Origin of the sequence: Mucilaginibacter dorajii (genome assembly GCF_024808255.1) — a bacterium.
GTDB lineage: Bacteria > Bacteroidota > Bacteroidia > Sphingobacteriales > Sphingobacteriaceae > Mucilaginibacter > Mucilaginibacter dorajii.
This window is the reverse complement of record NZ_JANTYS010000021.1, coordinates 26,078-43,742: the sequence shown is the minus strand read 5'-3', so window position 1 is coordinate 43,742 and position 17,665 is coordinate 26,078. Positions and strand designations below refer to the sequence as shown.

Here is a 17,665-nt window from a genome sequence, read left to right as displayed (position 1 = left end):
ACAATGCAGAGGCCCCAGGTAACAATGGGGCCTTTGTTTTAAATCAAAAAACCTATGAAAAAGATCATTTTATTACTGGCGCTTGCTCTGGCATTTAACGGATCATTTGCCCAGCAGCACAAAACCCAAAACGTTGTTATAGTAACCATCGACGGCTTACGCTGGCAGGAAGTTTTTCGCGGGGCCGATTCGGCAATCATCAACTCAAATGATACCCGCGATAAAGACGATGTACGTAAAAAATACTGGAAAGCTACCGCCCAGGATCGTCGTAAAACACTGATGCCGTTCTTTTGGTCGGTATTGGAAAAACAAGGCCAGTTTTATGGTAACCGGGATATCGGCAGCAAAGATGAAGTAGCCAACCCTTATCATTTCTCGTACCCCGGCTATAACGAAATCTTCACCGGTTTCCCCGATAAAAGGATGAATACCAACGATCCTATCACCAACCCCAACATGAACCTGCTGGAGTTTTTGAACAAGCAAAAAGGCTTTGAAAACAAAGTAGCCACATTTGCATCATGGGAAAGGTTTACGCAGATTCTGAACGCGCCGCGCTCGGGCATGCTTATCAACGCTGGTTTTATGCCTTTGGCCATACCGGGAATGAACGACCGATTGAAGCATTTAAATGAACTGCAATTTGAAGCCCCACGCTACATCAGCGATTCAACAAGGATCGACTTTATTACTTTCGAGTTTGCTAAAAACTATATGATGCAGTATAAGCCCCGTGCCTTATACCTTTCTTTTGATGAACCGGATGATTTAGCCCATGCCGGTAACTACCAGTTTTATTTAGATAGAATACAGCAGGAAGATGGTTTTATCAAACAGATTTGGGATTACATCCAAACCGACCCGATGTATAAAAATAAAACCACGCTGATCATCACCTGCGATCATGGCCGTGGCGATGTACCTTTAAAAAACTGGCATGATCACGGTGCCGAAACGCCAAATTCAGAACAAACCTGGTTTGCCGTTTTAGGGCCAGACAGCCCTGCAACCGGCGAAATGACATCGACAGTAACTACCTACCACAAACAGCTTGCCCAAACCATAGCCAATTTATTAGGCTTCGATTTTAAAGCAGCAGCCGGTCATGAAGTTGGCGATGCTATTGGCAGCGTTACCCGGGGTAAATAACTATATTGTTCTATTAAATGGTAAAATATGAAAGCTAAATTAATTTTATCAGCTTTAGCATTACTGAGCACAGGTAGTTTTACATATGCTCAGCAACAGGTAAACGTTTTACAGGTACCGGGCGTTAATCAGTATGCTAAAATTGACACTGCCGGCACATCTGTTTTGCCAAGCGGCAGGTATATAACGCCGGCAGGCAAAACCATCCGCATCACGCATGATCCTTTTGGCTTATCCATTTCGCCCGATGGCAAAAAGGCGGTAACGCTGCACAATGGCGTTTTCACCCTGATTGACATTGCTACCATGAATGCCACCCGGGTGCCGGGTTATGGTAAAAAAATAATTTCCCCGCTTCCTAACGGATCATTTTTAGGGGTTGCATTTTCGCCCGATTCAAAAATGCTTTATTTAAGCGGGGGCGATAACGGCGCGGTAATTGTTTTTGATACGGATAAGTTTATAAAAACAGATTCGTTATCACTCAACGGCGCCATTGGCGGCAAGGATTATGATGACAGCTTTACATCAGACCTGGTACTTAACGCCGATAAAAATGAGCTATTGGTTCTTGACCGGGGTAACTTCCGTATGGTGCGGGTGAACTTAGGCACCAAAAAACTAACCGCCTCAATTGACGTTGGCCGCCAACCATTTGGACTGGCCTTGAGTCCCGATAAAAAAATAGCCTTTGTAGCTAATGTAGGCATGTACTCGTACCCGCTTATTGCAGGAGCTACACCTAAAAATGCCGATTCGATCATGATCTCGCGACACCCTTATGGCGATAATACCAAAGAATCGCGCGAGGGCACCATAGTTGAAGGACGTAAGATCCCCGGTGTTGGCAGCCCATCATCGCCAGAGGCTATGAGTGTTTTTACTATTGATTTGGCTACAAATACCGTCATCAGTAAATTTAAAACCGGCCACCAGGTTGGGCAAATGCTGGAAGATGCCGAAGTAACCGGTGGCGCAAGCCCCAACTCTATAGCCGTTGGCAACCAGTATGCCTATGTTACCAATGCTACTAATGATAACATCACCATTATTGATTATAAAAATCATAAACTACTGGGAGATATCCCTATTAAAGTTGATAGCCGCATTGATAAATTTCGTGGATTATTGCCATTCGGGATCTGTTTAAGTAAAGATGAAAAAACATTATACGTTGCCTTGTTAGGCTTTAACGCTGTAGCGGTAATTGATGTGCCAACTAAAACAACTAAAGGCTTAATCCCAACAGGTTGGGGAACATCGCGTGTAAAACTATCGGCAGATGAAAGCGAATTATACATTACCTCATGCCGTGGTTATGGCGCAGGGCCAAATGGTGGTTTCGGCTTTGTTGCCCCGCCGCAAGGCACTTACATCGGTGATATCCAGCTGGGAACTTTTCAAAAAGTCCCCATGCCCGATCAGGATCAACTGGCCGTATACACCAGGCAGGTATTGGCAAATACATTTGTAAGTACCAGTGTACCGGCCGCTACTAACAATCCTTTACCTGTTTTACCGGGTACATCAGCCACCCCAATAAAATACATCGTTTACATTACCAAAGAAAACCGCACTTATGATGAGGTTTTCGGTCAGCTTAAAAACGCCAACGGCGATAGCACCCTGGCCCGTTTTGGCGTTCATTGCGAGTATACTTTACCCGATGCTTTGCGTGTGCAGTTCCCTAACCTTAATGTATCGCCAAATCATATAAAAGTTGCCAATCAATTCGCCTTTGCCGATAATTATTATTGTGATAGCGATGCCTCTATCCATGGCCATCACTGGATGATGGGCGTTATACCTAACGAATGGGTTGAAGCCAATTCAAACGTAAGCAAAACGGCTAAACTGTTTTCTAAGGCTCCTGGCCGACGTTTCCCCGGTTCAACCGGCAGCATGGACCCTGAAGATTACGCGGAGACCGGCGGTTTATGGGAAGCGTTGGAACGCAAGCATGTGGATTTTTACAACTTTGGCGAAGCCAACGAAACGGCCCACGTTCGTGAAGATTGGGAAGATACGGCAACCGGCGCGGCCCATATTGTAATGGTGCCCATGCAGAAAGCACTGTTTACCCGTACCAGTCATAACTATGCCGGGTTTAATACCAACATTCCGGACCAGTTTAGGGTAGAGCAGTTTAAAACCGAATTTACCAAAATGTGGATCAGGGGTAAAAAGAAAATGCCTTCATTGATCACCATGCAAGTGCCTAATGATCACGGGGCCGATATAAGGCCCAAGGACGGTTATCCGTACAGGCAATCGTACATGGCGGATAACGATTTGGCTGTAGGCCGTATGCTCGATTTTTTATCACATACCAAATACTGGAAAAACATGCTGGTAATTATAACCGAAGATGACCCGCAAGGCGGTGTAGATCACCTGGATGCCCACCGGTCTATCCTGATGCTGGCCGGGCCGTATGTTAAAAAAGGATATGTAAGCCATACACATGCCAATTTTGGTTCGATATTAAAAACCATTTATAATATATTGGATGTGCCTTATGTAAACCAGTATGACGTTACCGGGTCTTTACTACAAGACTTTTTCACAAACAAGCCCGACTTTACTCCTTATACTTTTATCAACAGCGATACCCGCATTTTTGATACCAAAAAAGCAATGGCCCGTTACAGTAAAAACACCAACTGGCGAAAGATAAAAAAGAGTATAGAGATGGATGATGAAGACCGCGAACGCGAGGACCACTACAAACAGCAAAAAGGGAAAAAAACATCAGGTACTATAGTAAACTAAATTCACACCTAAAGCCGGGCATATCCCGGCTTTATATTTCACTCAAAATCAACTACAACCAATGCGCTTAATTATAATATCATCTTTATTAGTACTCCTGCTGCCTAAAGACAACTGGCAGCCCAACCCTCCCCCGCCCTTAAAGCATAAGTTTATAGTGGCCGCCCACCGTGGCGATCATGTGATCTACCCCGAAAACACCTTGGCGGCCTACCAGGAAGCCATTAAAAATGAAGCAGATTATGTAGAGATAGATCTGCGGACTACAAAAGACGGGCAACTGGTGAGCATGCACGATGGCAGCGTAACCCGCACAACGGATGGCAAAGGCTACATTAAGGATTTTACGTTTGATGAGCTACTGATGCTCAACATCAAAAATAAAGATACCACCAGGAAAGAAACGCTCAAGATCCCGACTTTTGATCAGATCCTGTCGCTTTGTAAAGACCGCATTTACATTTACCTTGATTTTAAAGCCGCCGATCCGGATCAGGCTTACGAGGCGATCAAAAAACATGGCATGGAAAAACAGGTATTGGTATACATTAACAGTACCGCGCAATTTACCGGCTGGCGCAAAACCGCGCCTAAAATGCCTTTGATGCTTAGCTTGCCCGATAGTGTTAAAAGTGTAGCAGGTATGGATAGTTTTATCAGCAAATATCACCCGGATATTTTGGATGGCGCATACAACCAATACACCAATGATATGGTTGTTTTGGCTGCCAAATACCATATCCCGGTTTGGCCGGATATTCAAAGCGCGGGCGAAGGCCCTGCAGATTGGAACAAGGCGCTGGATAAAGGCTTGATGGGTTTACAAACCGATCATCCCGCAGCACTGGTGAAGTTTTTGAAAGAAAAAGGCTTAAGATAACCATTGAGCCTAACGAAGGGAGAGACCGTGCGGTTTCCCTCTTGGCAGGGGCGCAGGATTGTATCGATCATAATACACCCTGCTGCCACCCGGCCATCCCCCCCCCACTCTCCTCCTGACAATTAACAAAGAGAGCTTTCGCTAAGCTTATCAACCAAAAAAAGAACGCTATTTAAAGCTCGTGGTACCATCGCCCTGGTATGCAAAGCGGAAGGTGTAAAATCTTGATGCAGGCCTTTTGGTAAGGTCGGCAAAATCTGCAGTGGTGGTATTAGGGTTGCCTTTGTAATAGCTTATCATTTCAACTTTGGCGTAATTGCCCGCGCTGGTTTTTATCACAAATATTTTACCGGGCACGGTAAGGATAGCATGTGTTGGTGCTGTATCGGCAGTATAGGTATACCAGCCTGTTATCGCATTTGCACCCGTAGCGTCGGCTTTATAACCATCGGCAGGGGCTGCTAAAAGGGTTTCAAAAGTGCTGCTTACAACCTGCCCCTGGGTGGTACCTATACCAGATGTGCCGCTGTTTACAAATATGCTGGTACTTTTAAATTTAAGGTCCCATTTATTGGTAGCCGTATCGGCACCGGTTACCTGGGTACCGGTTGAAAGGCTGTAGTAAACATTCCCGGTTGATCCATCAAGATCGGCTACAGTTTTGGTAGTAAGTTTACTCACTACAGGGGTTACATCGTTGTTATCTTTACTGCAAGACGATGCCAGTAAAATTACCGCGGTACTTAACGCTAAAGACATGGTTGTGATCGTTTTCATTTTTTTATGTGTATTTGAATAGTTAATTATTGATTACTTGCTAAAATTGTAGGCCAGGCCCGCATAGATCAGCCTGCCGGGCAGGTTTAGGATCACCAGGCTATCTTTGTAGTTGAGCAGGTTTTGCGCCGTAAGCTGCACCCTGATGGCATCTTTCATGAACATTTTTGACAGCGACGCATTTACCAGCACATAGCCTTTGGTGTATTCATCGTCGCGGTTTACAATGCCATTGCCGTCGCTATCCTTATAACCGTACCGGCCGCGGTATATGGCCCTTACCGACACGTTGATACCCGTTTTTTCATCAAGGTAATTTACCCTCACATTCCAGGTATATTTTGACCTGCCGAGCAAGCCGCCGTAATCACTCCGCTTAATAACCTTGGTAAGGTTAGTTTCAGGATCTTTGGTAAATACTTCACCGGCTTTTATCTGGTCAAGCACATCCTGGTCATAAGCCTCAAGGTATTGAAAGCCCGCGGCCACTTGCAGGGGTTTAAAAAGCTGGTAGCTCAAATCGGTTTCTATCCCCTGGGTAAATACTTTATTAAGGTTGAAGTAGGAGAATACCGATTGCCCGTTGGTTTTTATGGCGATAGCCGCCGTCTCTATTAGGTTATCAATATTGTTTCGGAATACGTTGGTGGTCCAGTACAGTTTATCGGTTGGTTTGTAGCGGTAACCAAAGTTGAACGAGGTTGAACTTTCGGCATTCAATCTTTTCAGGGTTGATGGATCTATCAGTACCGTTTCAATCTGCCCTTCCTGTTGCAGCCGTTGAATCCCGGCGGCGGCTTCTTCGTAACCAAATACACTGTAGCCAACTTCTGCATTGGTAAAGTTTAAATATAGCTGCCTGAAATCGGGCGCTTTGTAGCCCTTTCCCGCCGAACCTAAGATGGTTAGTTTAGAACTAAGCGCATAGCTTGCAGCCAGCTTGGGGCTAAACTGCGATTTGTAAACGCTGTGCGCATCGTACCTGCCACCGGCAATGATATCCAGTTTTTTAACCGGCAGCCAATCGGCCTGGAAATAGCCATAGCCCGATGTAAATGATTGTTGTTTGGTATACCGGGTGGCCTCTACAGTTTCGTATTGGCCCCCTGCCCCGGCAGTAAGTTTAAGATTACCCGTAAGGGCGTAGTCGTTTTGAATTTCGCCCCGGTTAAAGGTTTGGTTAAAGTAGGTTTGGTCATAAACCGAACCATTATCTTCATACCTGATATCGGAATTGGTTTTATAGGTAGACCGGTATAGCTGCAACACCGATACATCCTTTTTACTGAAACGATGGGTTAATACCGGCGCTATGTTAAAGTCCTTTTCGGTCCCCTTGCCCGCGGCATAGCGGTTATCATCAACTAAAAACCGGCTATCCTGGTTATTGGTATAATACCGTACCGATAGCCTAAGGCTGGTGTTATCATCAAATTTATAAGCCGTTTTACCATTAAAAGTATAGCCCTCAAATGGCGATACCGTTGGCACGCCCGATGATGGCTGTAAGGTATAACCGCCGCTGCTATACCGATTTACAAAGCCTGAGATATAAAACTTATCGGTTTTGTAAGCGGAGTTGACGCTCAGATCGGCAGTTTTGTTGGTACCGTATCTACCTGCCAACCCGCCTGTAAAACCTTTAACCGGTTCATTAGTAATAATGTTAACAACACCAGCCATAGCCTCGCTGCCGTATAGGGATGATGTTGGGCCTTTAACAATTTCAATACGATCAATATTATTGGTAGTGATACGTGATAGTTCCAGGATGCCGGTGCTACGGCCTATGAGCGGCAGGCCATCAATCAAGATCAGCGTATAAGCTGGATCAAAACCCTGGATCTGGATGCCCTGGCCGTGCGGGTCATCGAGGATGGTCATGCCGGTTTGTTCGCTCAATACTTCATTCAGTCGCACCAATCCTCTTTTTTTAATTTCTTCGGATGTAATGCGGGTGATGGGGATGGGCACCTGTTGCAAACTTTTCAGCGTGCGCGTGCCGGTTATTACTACCTCTTTCAACTGCCTTGATGCGCTATCCTTCTTTAAAGTATCCCGTTGCTGTGCCCGGGCATTGGTTACAGTTAGCGCTGTCAACAGGAAAAGAGAAATATAAATATGCATTTATTTAGACTAATTAAAAATAATGATGCAAATTTGTGCTATTCCTAAGATGTTTAGTCAACGTTAAACGGATTGAAAACAACGCCAAACGGATTTTATGCGCATTACCTTTACATCACCATCACAAAAAAGCAGGCAACTTATACTTGATTGCCCTGCGACGGCAACCAGTGACCTCCTTACAGAGCGCAATTCAGTTTTACATTTGGCTACCGGCGATGTTACTATTCAAAGCACCTGGTTTAGCGGTGCATGTATTATTGTAAGTTATTGGGATATTAAAAAGCCATCGCCTATTAGCATAAACTGCGATTGTTTTTGCTGGATATTGAATTTTGTGATAGACGGCGAACTGGCGATACAGCTATCGAAAAAAGAACTGGCATTAAAAGCAGGAAGGTACCATACCTTTTATAGTACATTGCTTAATGTTGACATCAGCAGTAAGTGCAAAAGCCAAATGCTTAGCATCTGCCTAAAAAAAAGCTTTATAGAAAAATTACTGGGCAACAACCAATTGCCCGCCCCTTTTGAAAGTAACGGGGATAAACATTTTACCTTAATTACAAAAGGTACCTATCAAAACAGTTCGCTAAGTTTATTGGTTAACGGGTTATTAAATGCCGACCAGCCAGTATACATCAAACGCATTTTTTTAGAGGCTAAGATATTAGAACTTTTATCTACGCAGTTACTATACCTTGAGAGTAGGGTTGATCAGACAGAAATTTTTAGTGCTGATGATAGGGCGCGTTTGCAGGAGGCGAAAATGTTAATAGCGCAAGATTTACGGTCGCCGTGCTCGCTTACAGAATTATCGCGCAAAACCGGGCTTAATGATTTTAAACTGAAGAAGGGGTTTAAAATTTTGTTTGGCAATACTGTTTTTGGCTACCTGGCCGAGCTGCGGATGGATGCGGCTTACAAGTTATTACAGGAAGGCGAACGCGTGGGTATAGTTGCCGAAACCGTGGGTTATAAAAATGCGCACCATTTTACAGCTGCTTTCAAAAAGCGGTTTAATGTTTTGCCAAGCCAGGTGCTTAGGTTATTGTTGATTATGGTTAATGTAGCTTGCTATGTTTAGGTTTACAATTTGTACAATTGTAAGATGCTGTTTAAAAACGAAAAAACAGGTCGTCATTGCGATTTTTAAAAACCTTGGACTGTGAAAGTGACGAAAGAACTCTTCTATCCACCCTGTCATGCTGAGGAACGAAGCATCTATTCGCGAACTTTCAGGGCGGACATGCATGGCGTAGAATAGATGCTTCGTTCCTCAGCATGACAAACTTTTTTTACAAAACGCCCATTGATATGAGGAACAACGAAGTAACGACGAATCTTTTTGACTATAATATCTTTTTCAAAACCATTCCTAACCAGATGCTAACATACCATGAAAACATTAGATGATCTTTTACTTCTTGGCGATGAGCGTCTTTACCAGGTGTGTCAACCGGTTTTACCTACAGAACAGCCGCAAATAGCCGGCTGGGTGGCAGATATGCACAACGTGATGGAACAGATCAGGGCAAGGTATAATTTCGGCAGGGCTATAGCGGCACCACAGTTGGGCATTATGAAAAGGCTCATCTATATGAATATCGATAAACCCGTTGTTTTTATTAACCCTGAGCTAAGCGACCTGAGTACCGATATGTTTGAGTTATGGGACGATTGCATGAGTTTCCCCAATTTGTTGGTTAAGGTAAAGCGCCATCAGCAAATAACCATTAATTACCTTGACGAACAATGGCAACCGCGACAATGGACAATGGATGGCGCCCTATCCGAACTGCTTCAACATGAGTACGATCATTTAAACGGTATCCTTTGCACCATGCGGGCTATTGACAATACCTCTTTTAAATGGCGGTCATCGTAAAGCCGAATTTGACCAAGTTAGGATTACCACCTACAGTAGTATGGAGCGCTGTCCCATATTTTTTCTACAAAGCCTCCTTCTACAGGATTACTGTGTGTACATAACTTTCTAAAAAGAAAAATGTCATTTCGATAGAGCGAAGGTGGGGCAAGAGCGGGGCGCGAAAGAGAAATCCTATACGAGCGAAGATCAAACGCAGCCCCTCGTATAAGATTTCTCACCCTTGCCCTCCAAAATCCCGCCCTCCAGGGGTTCGAAATGACAACGTTTTCTTAAACGTGATAATATTAAAAAGATGTGTACACCCGCTAGCCTATGGGGGAAGAAAACCTTAACATAATAACATTGGTGTAAAACCACTACTACAATAAATATTTATTGCATTTTGATTTTGGTTTACTAAATTGCTTTATATAAACCTCAATGATTGCGCCTTACAATCAGCATAACCAATTTTAAACTTTAATCAAAGCTATGTTAACTGATCGCCGGAAATTCATTAAGCACCTGGGTGCTTCTGTATTGCTCACTTCTGCAACGCTTAATAGTCTCGCGGCTAAAGAAGAGCATGAGCTGAACATCCTGATGGCCGAAAAACGTACCGGGCCAAACGACAAGATCCGCATTGCTACCATAGGCATGGGCATTATGGGTTTTAATGATACCCGCGCGGCCTTAACCGTTCCGGGTGTTGAACTGGTTGCCTGTTGCGATCTGTATAAAGGCCGGCTCGACAGGGCAAAGGAATTATATGGCTCTACCCTTTTTACTACCGGCGACCACCGCGAAATACTGGCCCGTAAAGACATCGACGCCGTAATTATTGCTACCAGCGATAACTGGCACAGCCAGATTGCCATTGATGCCATGCACAGCGGCAAAGCCGTTTACAGCGAAAAGCCAATGGTACACCAGATAAGCCAGGGCCTTGCCGAAATTAAAGCCCAGCGGGATACCAAAATGGTTTTCCAGGTGGGCAGTCAGCGGGTAAGTAGCATCGCCTATAAAAAGGCCAAAGAATTATATGAGGGCGGTGCCATCGGGCAGATCAATTCTATCGAGGCATCATTTAACCGCCAAAGTGCTTTAGGTGCCTGGCAGTATACTATCCCTTTTGACGCGTCGCCGCAAAATGTGGATTGGGCCAGGTATCAATCAAACGCCAAAATGAAATACGATTATGATAGCAAGCGCTTTTTCAGGTGGCGCAACTACCGCGAATATGGTACTGGGGTAGCCGGCGACCTGTTTGTACACCTGTTGAGCGGCATCCATTTCATCACCGGGTCAAAAGGACCAGAACGCATTTTTTCCATTGGTGATTTGGCTTATTGGAAAGATGGTCGTAACGTGCCCGATGTGATGAGCGCTGTAATTCATTATGGCGAAACCAAAGAACATCCCGCTTTCCAGGTGACTTTACGGGTTAATTTTATCAGTGGCGAAGGTGAACGCAGCACCACCAAAATAGTAGGCTCCGAAGGTGTGCTTGATTTGGATGATGAAAACAGCTTTACCATCAGCAAACATAAAATGCCCGCAGCACCAGGCATAGGTGGCTGGGATTCATTATCAACCTTTACCGAAGCACAGCAAAAAGCTTTGATGGACGATTATAACAAACGCTACTCCCAGGCAGATCAGCAACGACCAACTTCGCCTGATATCAGCTACCGGGTACCCGATGGCTATAATTCATCTCACGATCATTTTACCAACTTTTTTGATTCGATGCGCACCGGCAAGCCGGTTGTGGAAGACGCCGTATTTGGCTTCAGGGCTGCCGCCCCCTGCCTGGCCTGTAATGATAGCTATTTTGAAAACAAGGTGATCCATTGGGATGCGGAGAACATGAAAATTGTATAACACTGCTAATACTGCATAAATATCTGATAATGAACAACTAAGGCGTTCCACGAAGTTTACATTCCAAAAACGTTAACTACCTGATATTGAGAAGAAAAGGTGTTCGGGGTGTTCCAGGCGTTCCACCCGTTCCGGTGGAACACCCTTGAAAACGTATTGGCAAAACAAAAGCTTCCTGAATATCTGTCGCTTTATTTTCACCCAGGCTTTTATGTCAAAAAAAAACGCCCCCGGATCTCACACCGGGAACGCCCATAGCATTTAATATGCTAATCAACTAAATCTCAAGGCTATTTGAGAAGCTGTTTATTTTTTTGTAGAGACACATCACATGTGTCTCCCGCGTGCAAATCAAGTTTGGAAATCGGCAGGCAAATCGCGATTTGCAAATCCACTCTGTATAGCTGGAGACGCATGTGATGCGCCTCTACAGAAAAAACAAATTAAACAGCTCCTGAATATAAGCCCGAGAGCATTTAAAAGCAGGGCAGTGTACGCCCTGCTTCCTTATTAATTTATCCTTCTGAAATCGATATTAGTAAGCTTAATACCCGTTGTTCCCAGGCTTGAACCGCCTGAACGAATTACCAGGTAAACTGTACCCGCTGTTGGGAATGATACCACGTTGCCATTACCGGCACATGAAAGCGATGACAGCAAAGCATCAAAAGGTGTTTTACCGCAGCCATTCCAGGTATTTAGGGCAATGCGGGTACCGCCGTCGCTATAGTCCTGGCCAGCTACCGGGGCTGCTTTGCCTACGTACACTTCAAACCAGCAGTCGGTAGCACCCGATCCGGCTACGTTCATGTCAATTTTATATTGTTTGTTGGCACGCACTTCAAATGTTTGCAGGATGCCTTGCTGGCCCCAGTTACCACCGGTTGCCAATACACTACCGTCTTCATTAACCTTAAAGGTTACGCCGTCGCCGTATTTTACAATACTCCACTTGGTTTTATCAACCATGTTGTTTTTAGGCGTAACAGCATCCAGGAAATCATCGGCACTAAAGTAAATGATCACCTTATCCATAGCGCTGTTAACCGCTTGTTTGGTTGAATTGGCAATTTTAATACCCATAGCCAGCGTTTTGCCGGCGTACTTGCTCATTTGGGCAATTTTGATCTTGGGTACAATGTTGCCTTTCATGATATTGTTATCCAACGTAACCGTGTCTTTAGTCGCCAGTGTAAAATCGGCAGCATCCAAAACCACGGTGTTGGCAGGCAGCGCGCCAGAGGTGATCAAACCCGCGATAGCGGCATTGTCAACGCTCACATCTACAGTTAAAGGTGCAAAGTTCGATTCGCCGCCACGGTATACCGGCACCGAAAAGTTGGCCGTGTTTGCCACGCTGTCTACCACATATTTGGTATCGGTAAGCGCTGCTACCAGGGCATTAGTTTTTTCGGCCTGTGGGAGGTAAACCATTGTTGTTGGCGTAGTTTTTGGTCCTTCCAAAAACTCCTGCTTGCAGGATAACACCATGGTAAGCATTAAACAGGCAGACAATTTTAGTATTGATGATGCATGAGTTTTCATAAAATATCTTTTAATTAATAATTCAAATCATGAAGCCCATCGCGCCAAAACATAGCGCGATGAGCCTGTTATTTTACCAACCGGGATTTTGTGTCCAGTGTGTTTTTGCAATTTCGCTTTGTGGTATAGGGTACCAGTTCATTTTATCATAAAACGCCCTGTTCTCTAATTTTTTAACCGCGTAGGTATTGGTAGCACCAGCATTGGTGATCTCTATCCGGTTTACCGATCCATTAAAGTACGCTACACCCTTTTTCCAGCGGCGAACATCCCACAAACGCTGGTTTTCAAAGCTTAGCTCTACATTACGCTCATGCTCAATACGGGTCTGGTTTAATTGTGCCGCCGTTATTGCGGGCATACCTGCGCGCTGCCTAACCAGGTTAATGGCCTTTAAAGCTGTCATCCCGTAACCTTCAGGGTCGGCATCGGCACCGTAGGCGTTAAACATGGCTTCGGCAAAGTTCAACAGGGTTTCGCCGTACCTGAAATAACCCCAGGCGTGGTTAGCAGTGGTAGCATTTGTTAAATCGACCGATTGATTAACCCATTTTGACAGGTAATAGCCTGTTTTGGTAGCATTTTGCTTTGGCAAACCACTGCTGCCGCCTGTATAGGTTTGTATCACGCTACCTTTAAATGAACTCCCGTTGTAAACTACGGTAGCTGCAAAACGAGGATCGCGGTTGCTGTATGGTGCTGCCGCGTGTGTTGGGTTAGCCCAATCAAACGGAACGGCTGTGCCCGCTGTTACCACTTCATAATCGTTCACAAAATTCTCGGTAGGCGTAATGCTGTTGCCATTACTGTTTTGAAACGCGATAGGAAAATTGTTATATTCCAGGTAATTGATTGCACCATACCGGCGATAAAAAATATACTCTTTAGATGAGGTGTTATTTGAACCAAAAAGGTTAGCGTAACTGCCATCAAGCGAATATTTATTGAGGGCAATAACATCATACGATGCCTTGGCGGCCTGCGCCCAGGTGGTGGTTGAGCCGGCATCTTTAAATAACGGACTTGCACCATATAAAAGCGCTCTTGCCTTCAAAGCTTTGATAGCACCCTGGGTAACCCGGCCATCATCATACCATGAATAAGGCGAAAGATCGGCCGGGATAATGGCGGCTGCCTTATCGCACAGGTCGGCAATATATTTAATACATTCATCTACCGAGTTTCTTTTGATATTATCCCAACTGGCTGTGTTGCTGTAATCAAGTGGCTGCTCCAATATAGGCACGCCGCCATAGCGCTTTACCAGTTCCATGTAGAAAAACGCTTTCAAAAACAACACTTCACCCTGCATAAACTTTACGTTGTTGCGGGCATTAAAATAAGTGGTTGAATCTGTTGAGGTGATCTTGCCTTTAATGTAGCTGATATCAACCTTGTCTTTATTTTGAAGGTATTCATTGGCCTGTCTTATGCCGTTAAAATTATAAGCCCAGGCATCGTCGGGGTTACTGTATTGGTTCCAGATCCCGTTATTAAAGGCCTGCGCTTTGTCGCTCACGTTGGTAGCTTCGGCATTATCCGTTGCCGATTCCAGGTTGAGGTTGGCAAATCCATCAGGTAAATAACTGTATGTGTTCCAAACTACCTGTTGTACGTAAGTATAATTTGCATATAGCTTATCTACAGTAATATCGGCCTTTATAGTTTTCACATCCAGGTAATCCTTTTTACAGGAGTACAGTAACGCACTCATTACCAAGGCTGCTGTTATATAATAATTTCTTTTCATGTCTTCGTAATTACTAATATTTACTACTACAATTTCACTTTTAAGCCAAAGGCCACCACTTTCATTAAAGGATACCCCATTGATAGGCGCTCGGCCTCCAGGTTGTCTATTTTATCCCAAACAATAAGGTTGGTACCGTTCGCAAACACCCTTATGGCATCCAGTTTCTTTAAAAAACCTACCCGCGGCAAGGTATAACCCAGCTCTACACTACGTAGCTTAAAGAAATTACCATTACGCAACCAAAAATCAGATTGCTGATCATTATTGGCATTGCTTTGGGTTGATAAACGAGGCGTAGTTGCTGTGTTGGCAGTTTGCGGTGTCCAGGCGTTTGCAGAAAATGGTGTTATGTTATTGTTATTTACAAACGGATGCGTATAGATATAAGCATCGTCAAGCAGACTCACCGTACGGTGTAAAACACCTTCGCCGTAGGCTGCAAAATCAAAGCCCATATATTTAAAGCCTAAGTTGAAACCTAAAGTGATCTCTGGAAGTTTGGCATAACCTAATGGCACTTTATCATAATCATTGATGATGCCATTGCCATCCTGGTCGGCAAATTTCAAATCGCCGGGTTTAACGTTGGCATATGATGATGAAACTACGCCCGTTTTTAAATTGCCGTTGGCATCAAAATCCGACTGTTGGTAAAACCCTTTATAAACCAGGCCTTTCATTTGGCCAAGGCGGTAACCCTGGGTATACAGGTAAGCGTAAGGCTGCACGTTTTCAGATCGCTGTGTAATTTTGTTACGGGCAAAAGCCGCCGATCCACCTAAATTATACTGGAAGCTGCCAACGTTGTTGTTGTAATTAAGTGATGCTTCGAAGCCTTTGTTCTTTACTTCGCCGGTATTGGCGTATTGCAAATTAAAGCCGGTGAAAGCAGGCACATCTGCCGATGGGATCTCCAGGATGCCGGTGCGTTTTTCGCTGAACACATCAACAGTTGCCTGTAGGTTTTTCCATAAGGTAAGGTCTACACCGATATTCAGCGTAGTTTTTTTCTCCCATGATGAGTTAAGGTTAGCAAACGCACCTTCGGTCATCCCGTTTTTATAGGTGTTGGCGGTCCCTACAATATAGCCGTTGGCACCAACCGCGTATTGCTCGTTTAAAAAGCGAAACGCCTCGTTGATATTACCGGTAGTACCGTATGAAGCCCTAACCTTTAAAAAGTTGATAGCCAAATTATCTTTCAGGAAATCCTCTTTAGATGCTATCCAGCCCAAACCAACCGCAGGGAAAAACCCATAACGGTGACCAGGCGCATAATCGGCCGATCCGTTGTAGGCAGCCGATAGGTTAACAATGTATTTCTGGCTGTAATCATAGGTTACGTTGCCCGATAAGCCTTGGGTACGTACCTGGTAAACCAGGCCATCATGGCTGTAACCTTGCCTTTGGGCCAATAACATACCGGTAAATGTGCTTTTGCCAAAGCTGCGGTTATAATCAAACCCAAGCTTAACCGAATTACGGTTCCAGTGTACGTTGCCCCCATCGGCTATGCTTTGGCCTACACTACCAATGGTTTTGTAAACCACGTTGCCACTGCCATCCATTACCGGCTGATCGTTAGCATCTTTAGTAATTTCATAAGATGGCACCGAGAACAGCTTTTGATAAGTACCGATATACTGGTTGCTGAAAGATAATGACCCGTTAAAAGCTAAACCAGGAGTAATGATATCCAGTTTTTCAACAAAACCAAAATTGGTTTGCAGGTTACGGGTATGTGAGCTGTACACCCCGTTTTGCTGTAAAAGTTCCAACGGGTTAAAGTTATAAACCGAACTGTTGCCCCAGGTACCGTTAGGATTTTTAACCGGGAAGGCCGCCGCCGGAATGCCCAACAGGTTGTTGAATAACGATGTGGCGGTGAAACCGGCAGGGGTATTTTTATCCTCGGTGATACCAGTGATATTGGCCTCTACAGATAAGCTTTTGCTTAATTGCAATTCCACATTGGCACGCAGGTTGATTTTGTTGTAACGCGCGTTGGTGCCAAAATCCTTATCAATGGCATTGGCATTTTTGTACAAACCTTCAAAATCGGTATAGTTCATCAGCACAAAATACTTGGCCATGTCATTACCGCCACGGAACGAAAAGTTATAATCCTGTATAGTGGAGTTCTTTTTAAGTACCTGATCATACCAGTTCACATTGGGGTGAAAAGGATCGTTACCTGCCTTGTACAAGTCGGGATTGGTGTACTTAATAGGTAAACCATCATTTTGCAAAGCCTGGTTATACAAACGGGTATAATCATAAGCATTCATGGTAGTAGGTAACTGCACCGCGCTTAAAATACCGTACCGGCCGTTAACAGTTATCTGGGTGCGTGGCAGGTTAGCACCCTTTTTTGTACGGATGCTTAGTACACCTGCCCCGCCCTGTAAGCCATAAATAGCAGTGGCAGCGGCATCCTTTAACAGCGTAACCGATTCAATTTCATACGCCGATAGTGAAGCAATTGCCCCCATATCAACCTGGAAACCATCTAAATAAATTACTACCTGGTTGCCGGCAATATTCCAGCTGCTTTGGCCGCGCACGTACAGGGTTGGGTTATCATAACCTGGTTCGCCAGAGCCTGTTACTACGGTTAAACCCGGTATGCGGCCCTGCAAGGTATTTAACAGGTTGCCGGTTACCATATGGGTTAACTCTTCGTCTTTTAGGGTATAAACAGCTCCTGTACTTTTCCATAACTGCTCGGTACGCAGTCCGTAATCAACTGTTACAGGTTTAGTTTTATTGATTTTTGCAGAATCTGCCGAAGTAACGTTGGTGGTTTGTGCCGAAGCGACCGAAACACTACCGAACGTAAAAATCCAGGCAAAAAGTTTTATATATTCTTTTTTCATTGTTTTCATTAATTAAAATGTCTAAAAAC

Annotated in this window: 11 protein-coding genes; 6 read left to right on the top strand and 5 right to left on the bottom strand. The window is 44.5% G+C overall.

The genetic code is table 11. The annotated features are described in order from the left end of the window. The first annotated feature begins 54 nt into the window (after positions 1-54). The 3 genes from FHS10_RS22665 (at position 55) to FHS10_RS22655 (ending at position 4,804) form a co-directional block, all read left to right on the top strand. Positions 55-1,152, top strand: coding sequence for an alkaline phosphatase family protein (locus FHS10_RS22665; RefSeq protein WP_259095507.1), 1,098 nt, complete (start codon positions 55-57; stop codon positions 1,150-1,152). 27 nt (positions 1,153-1,179) lie between these two features. Next, complete coding sequence (locus tag FHS10_RS22660; RefSeq protein ID WP_259095505.1) at positions 1,180-3,924, top strand: hypothetical protein; 2,745 nt, start codon at positions 1,180-1,182, stop codon at positions 3,922-3,924. Between the two features lie 61 nt (positions 3,925-3,985). Continuing rightward, complete coding sequence (locus tag FHS10_RS22655; RefSeq protein ID WP_259095503.1) at positions 3,986-4,804, top strand: glycerophosphodiester phosphodiesterase family protein; 819 nt, start codon at positions 3,986-3,988, stop codon at positions 4,802-4,804. Positions 4,805-4,972: 168 nt separating this feature from the next. On the opposite strand, the gene FHS10_RS22650 is transcribed toward FHS10_RS22655, so the two are convergent. Continuing rightward, positions 4,973-5,581: an HmuY family protein gene (locus tag FHS10_RS22650; protein WP_259095502.1), complete on the bottom strand. Its 609-nt coding sequence runs from the start codon at positions 5,579-5,581 to the stop codon at positions 4,973-4,975. Positions 5,582-5,614: 33 nt separating this feature from the next. Further along, positions 5,615-7,708 carry a TonB-dependent receptor plug domain-containing protein gene (locus FHS10_RS22645; protein WP_259095500.1) on the bottom strand — a complete coding sequence of 698 codons (2,094 nt, stop codon included), beginning with the start codon at positions 7,706-7,708 and terminating at the stop codon, positions 5,615-5,617. Between the two features lie 97 nt (positions 7,709-7,805). On the opposite strand from FHS10_RS22645, the gene FHS10_RS22640 reads away from it, so the two are divergent. From FHS10_RS22640 to FHS10_RS22630, 3 genes are all read left to right on the top strand, one after another. Then, positions 7,806-8,795 (top strand): helix-turn-helix transcriptional regulator, encoded by a 990-nt coding sequence (locus FHS10_RS22640; RefSeq protein WP_259095498.1) that lies wholly within the window; start codon positions 7,806-7,808, stop codon positions 8,793-8,795. A gap of 312 nt (positions 8,796-9,107) precedes the next feature. Further along, entirely contained in the window at positions 9,108-9,596 is a 489-nt protein-coding gene (locus FHS10_RS22635; RefSeq protein ID WP_259095496.1) for a peptide deformylase, read from the top strand. Positions 9,597-10,070: 474 nt separating this feature from the next. After that, positions 10,071-11,462: a Gfo/Idh/MocA family protein gene (locus tag FHS10_RS22630; RefSeq protein ID WP_259095494.1), complete on the top strand. Its 1,392-nt coding sequence runs from the start codon at positions 10,071-10,073 to the stop codon at positions 11,460-11,462. Between the two features lie 510 nt (positions 11,463-11,972). Here FHS10_RS22630 and FHS10_RS22625 read toward each other — a convergent pair. The 3 genes from FHS10_RS22625 to FHS10_RS22615 form a co-directional block, all read right to left on the bottom strand. Then, the gene (locus FHS10_RS22625) at positions 11,973-13,007 is read right to left on the bottom strand and encodes a DUF1735 domain-containing protein (protein ID WP_259095493.1); all 1,035 of its coding nucleotides are present in this window, start codon (positions 13,005-13,007) and stop codon (positions 11,973-11,975) included. A 73-nt stretch (positions 13,008-13,080) separates the two neighbouring features. Continuing rightward, positions 13,081-14,757, bottom strand: a complete 1,677-nt coding sequence (locus tag FHS10_RS22620) for a RagB/SusD family nutrient uptake outer membrane protein (RefSeq protein ID WP_259095491.1) — start codon at positions 14,755-14,757, stop codon at positions 13,081-13,083. A 26-nt stretch (positions 14,758-14,783) separates the two neighbouring features. Then, positions 14,784-17,636, bottom strand: a complete 2,853-nt coding sequence (locus tag FHS10_RS22615) for a SusC/RagA family TonB-linked outer membrane protein (RefSeq protein ID WP_259095489.1) — start codon at positions 17,634-17,636, stop codon at positions 14,784-14,786. Between the last annotated feature and the right edge of the window lie 29 nt (positions 17,637-17,665).

Coding starts and splice junctions, on each gene's coding strand:
- FHS10_RS22655 (WP_259095503.1), top strand. CDS start 3,986: ATGCGCTTAATTATAATATCATCTTTATTAGTACTCCTGCTGCCTAAA.
- FHS10_RS22620 (WP_259095491.1), bottom strand. CDS start 14,757: ATGAAAAGAAATTATTATATAACAGCAGCCTTGGTAATGAGTGCGTTA.
- FHS10_RS22645 (WP_259095500.1), bottom strand. CDS start 7,708: ATGCATATTTATATTTCTCTTTTCCTGTTGACAGCGCTAACTGTAACC.
- FHS10_RS22625 (WP_259095493.1), bottom strand. CDS start 13,007: ATGAAAACTCATGCATCATCAATACTAAAATTGTCTGCCTGTTTAATG.
- FHS10_RS22665 (WP_259095507.1), top strand. CDS start 55: ATGAAAAAGATCATTTTATTACTGGCGCTTGCTCTGGCATTTAACGGA.
- FHS10_RS22615 (WP_259095489.1), bottom strand. CDS start 17,636: ATGAAAAAAGAATATATAAAACTTTTTGCCTGGATTTTTACGTTCGGT.
- FHS10_RS22640 (WP_259095498.1), top strand. CDS start 7,806: ATGCGCATTACCTTTACATCACCATCACAAAAAAGCAGGCAACTTATA.
- FHS10_RS22635 (WP_259095496.1), top strand. CDS start 9,108: ATGAAAACATTAGATGATCTTTTACTTCTTGGCGATGAGCGTCTTTAC.
- FHS10_RS22650 (WP_259095502.1), bottom strand. CDS start 5,581: ATGAAAACGATCACAACCATGTCTTTAGCGTTAAGTACCGCGGTAATT.
- FHS10_RS22630 (WP_259095494.1), top strand. CDS start 10,071: ATGTTAACTGATCGCCGGAAATTCATTAAGCACCTGGGTGCTTCTGTA.
- FHS10_RS22660 (WP_259095505.1), top strand. CDS start 1,180: ATGAAAGCTAAATTAATTTTATCAGCTTTAGCATTACTGAGCACAGGT.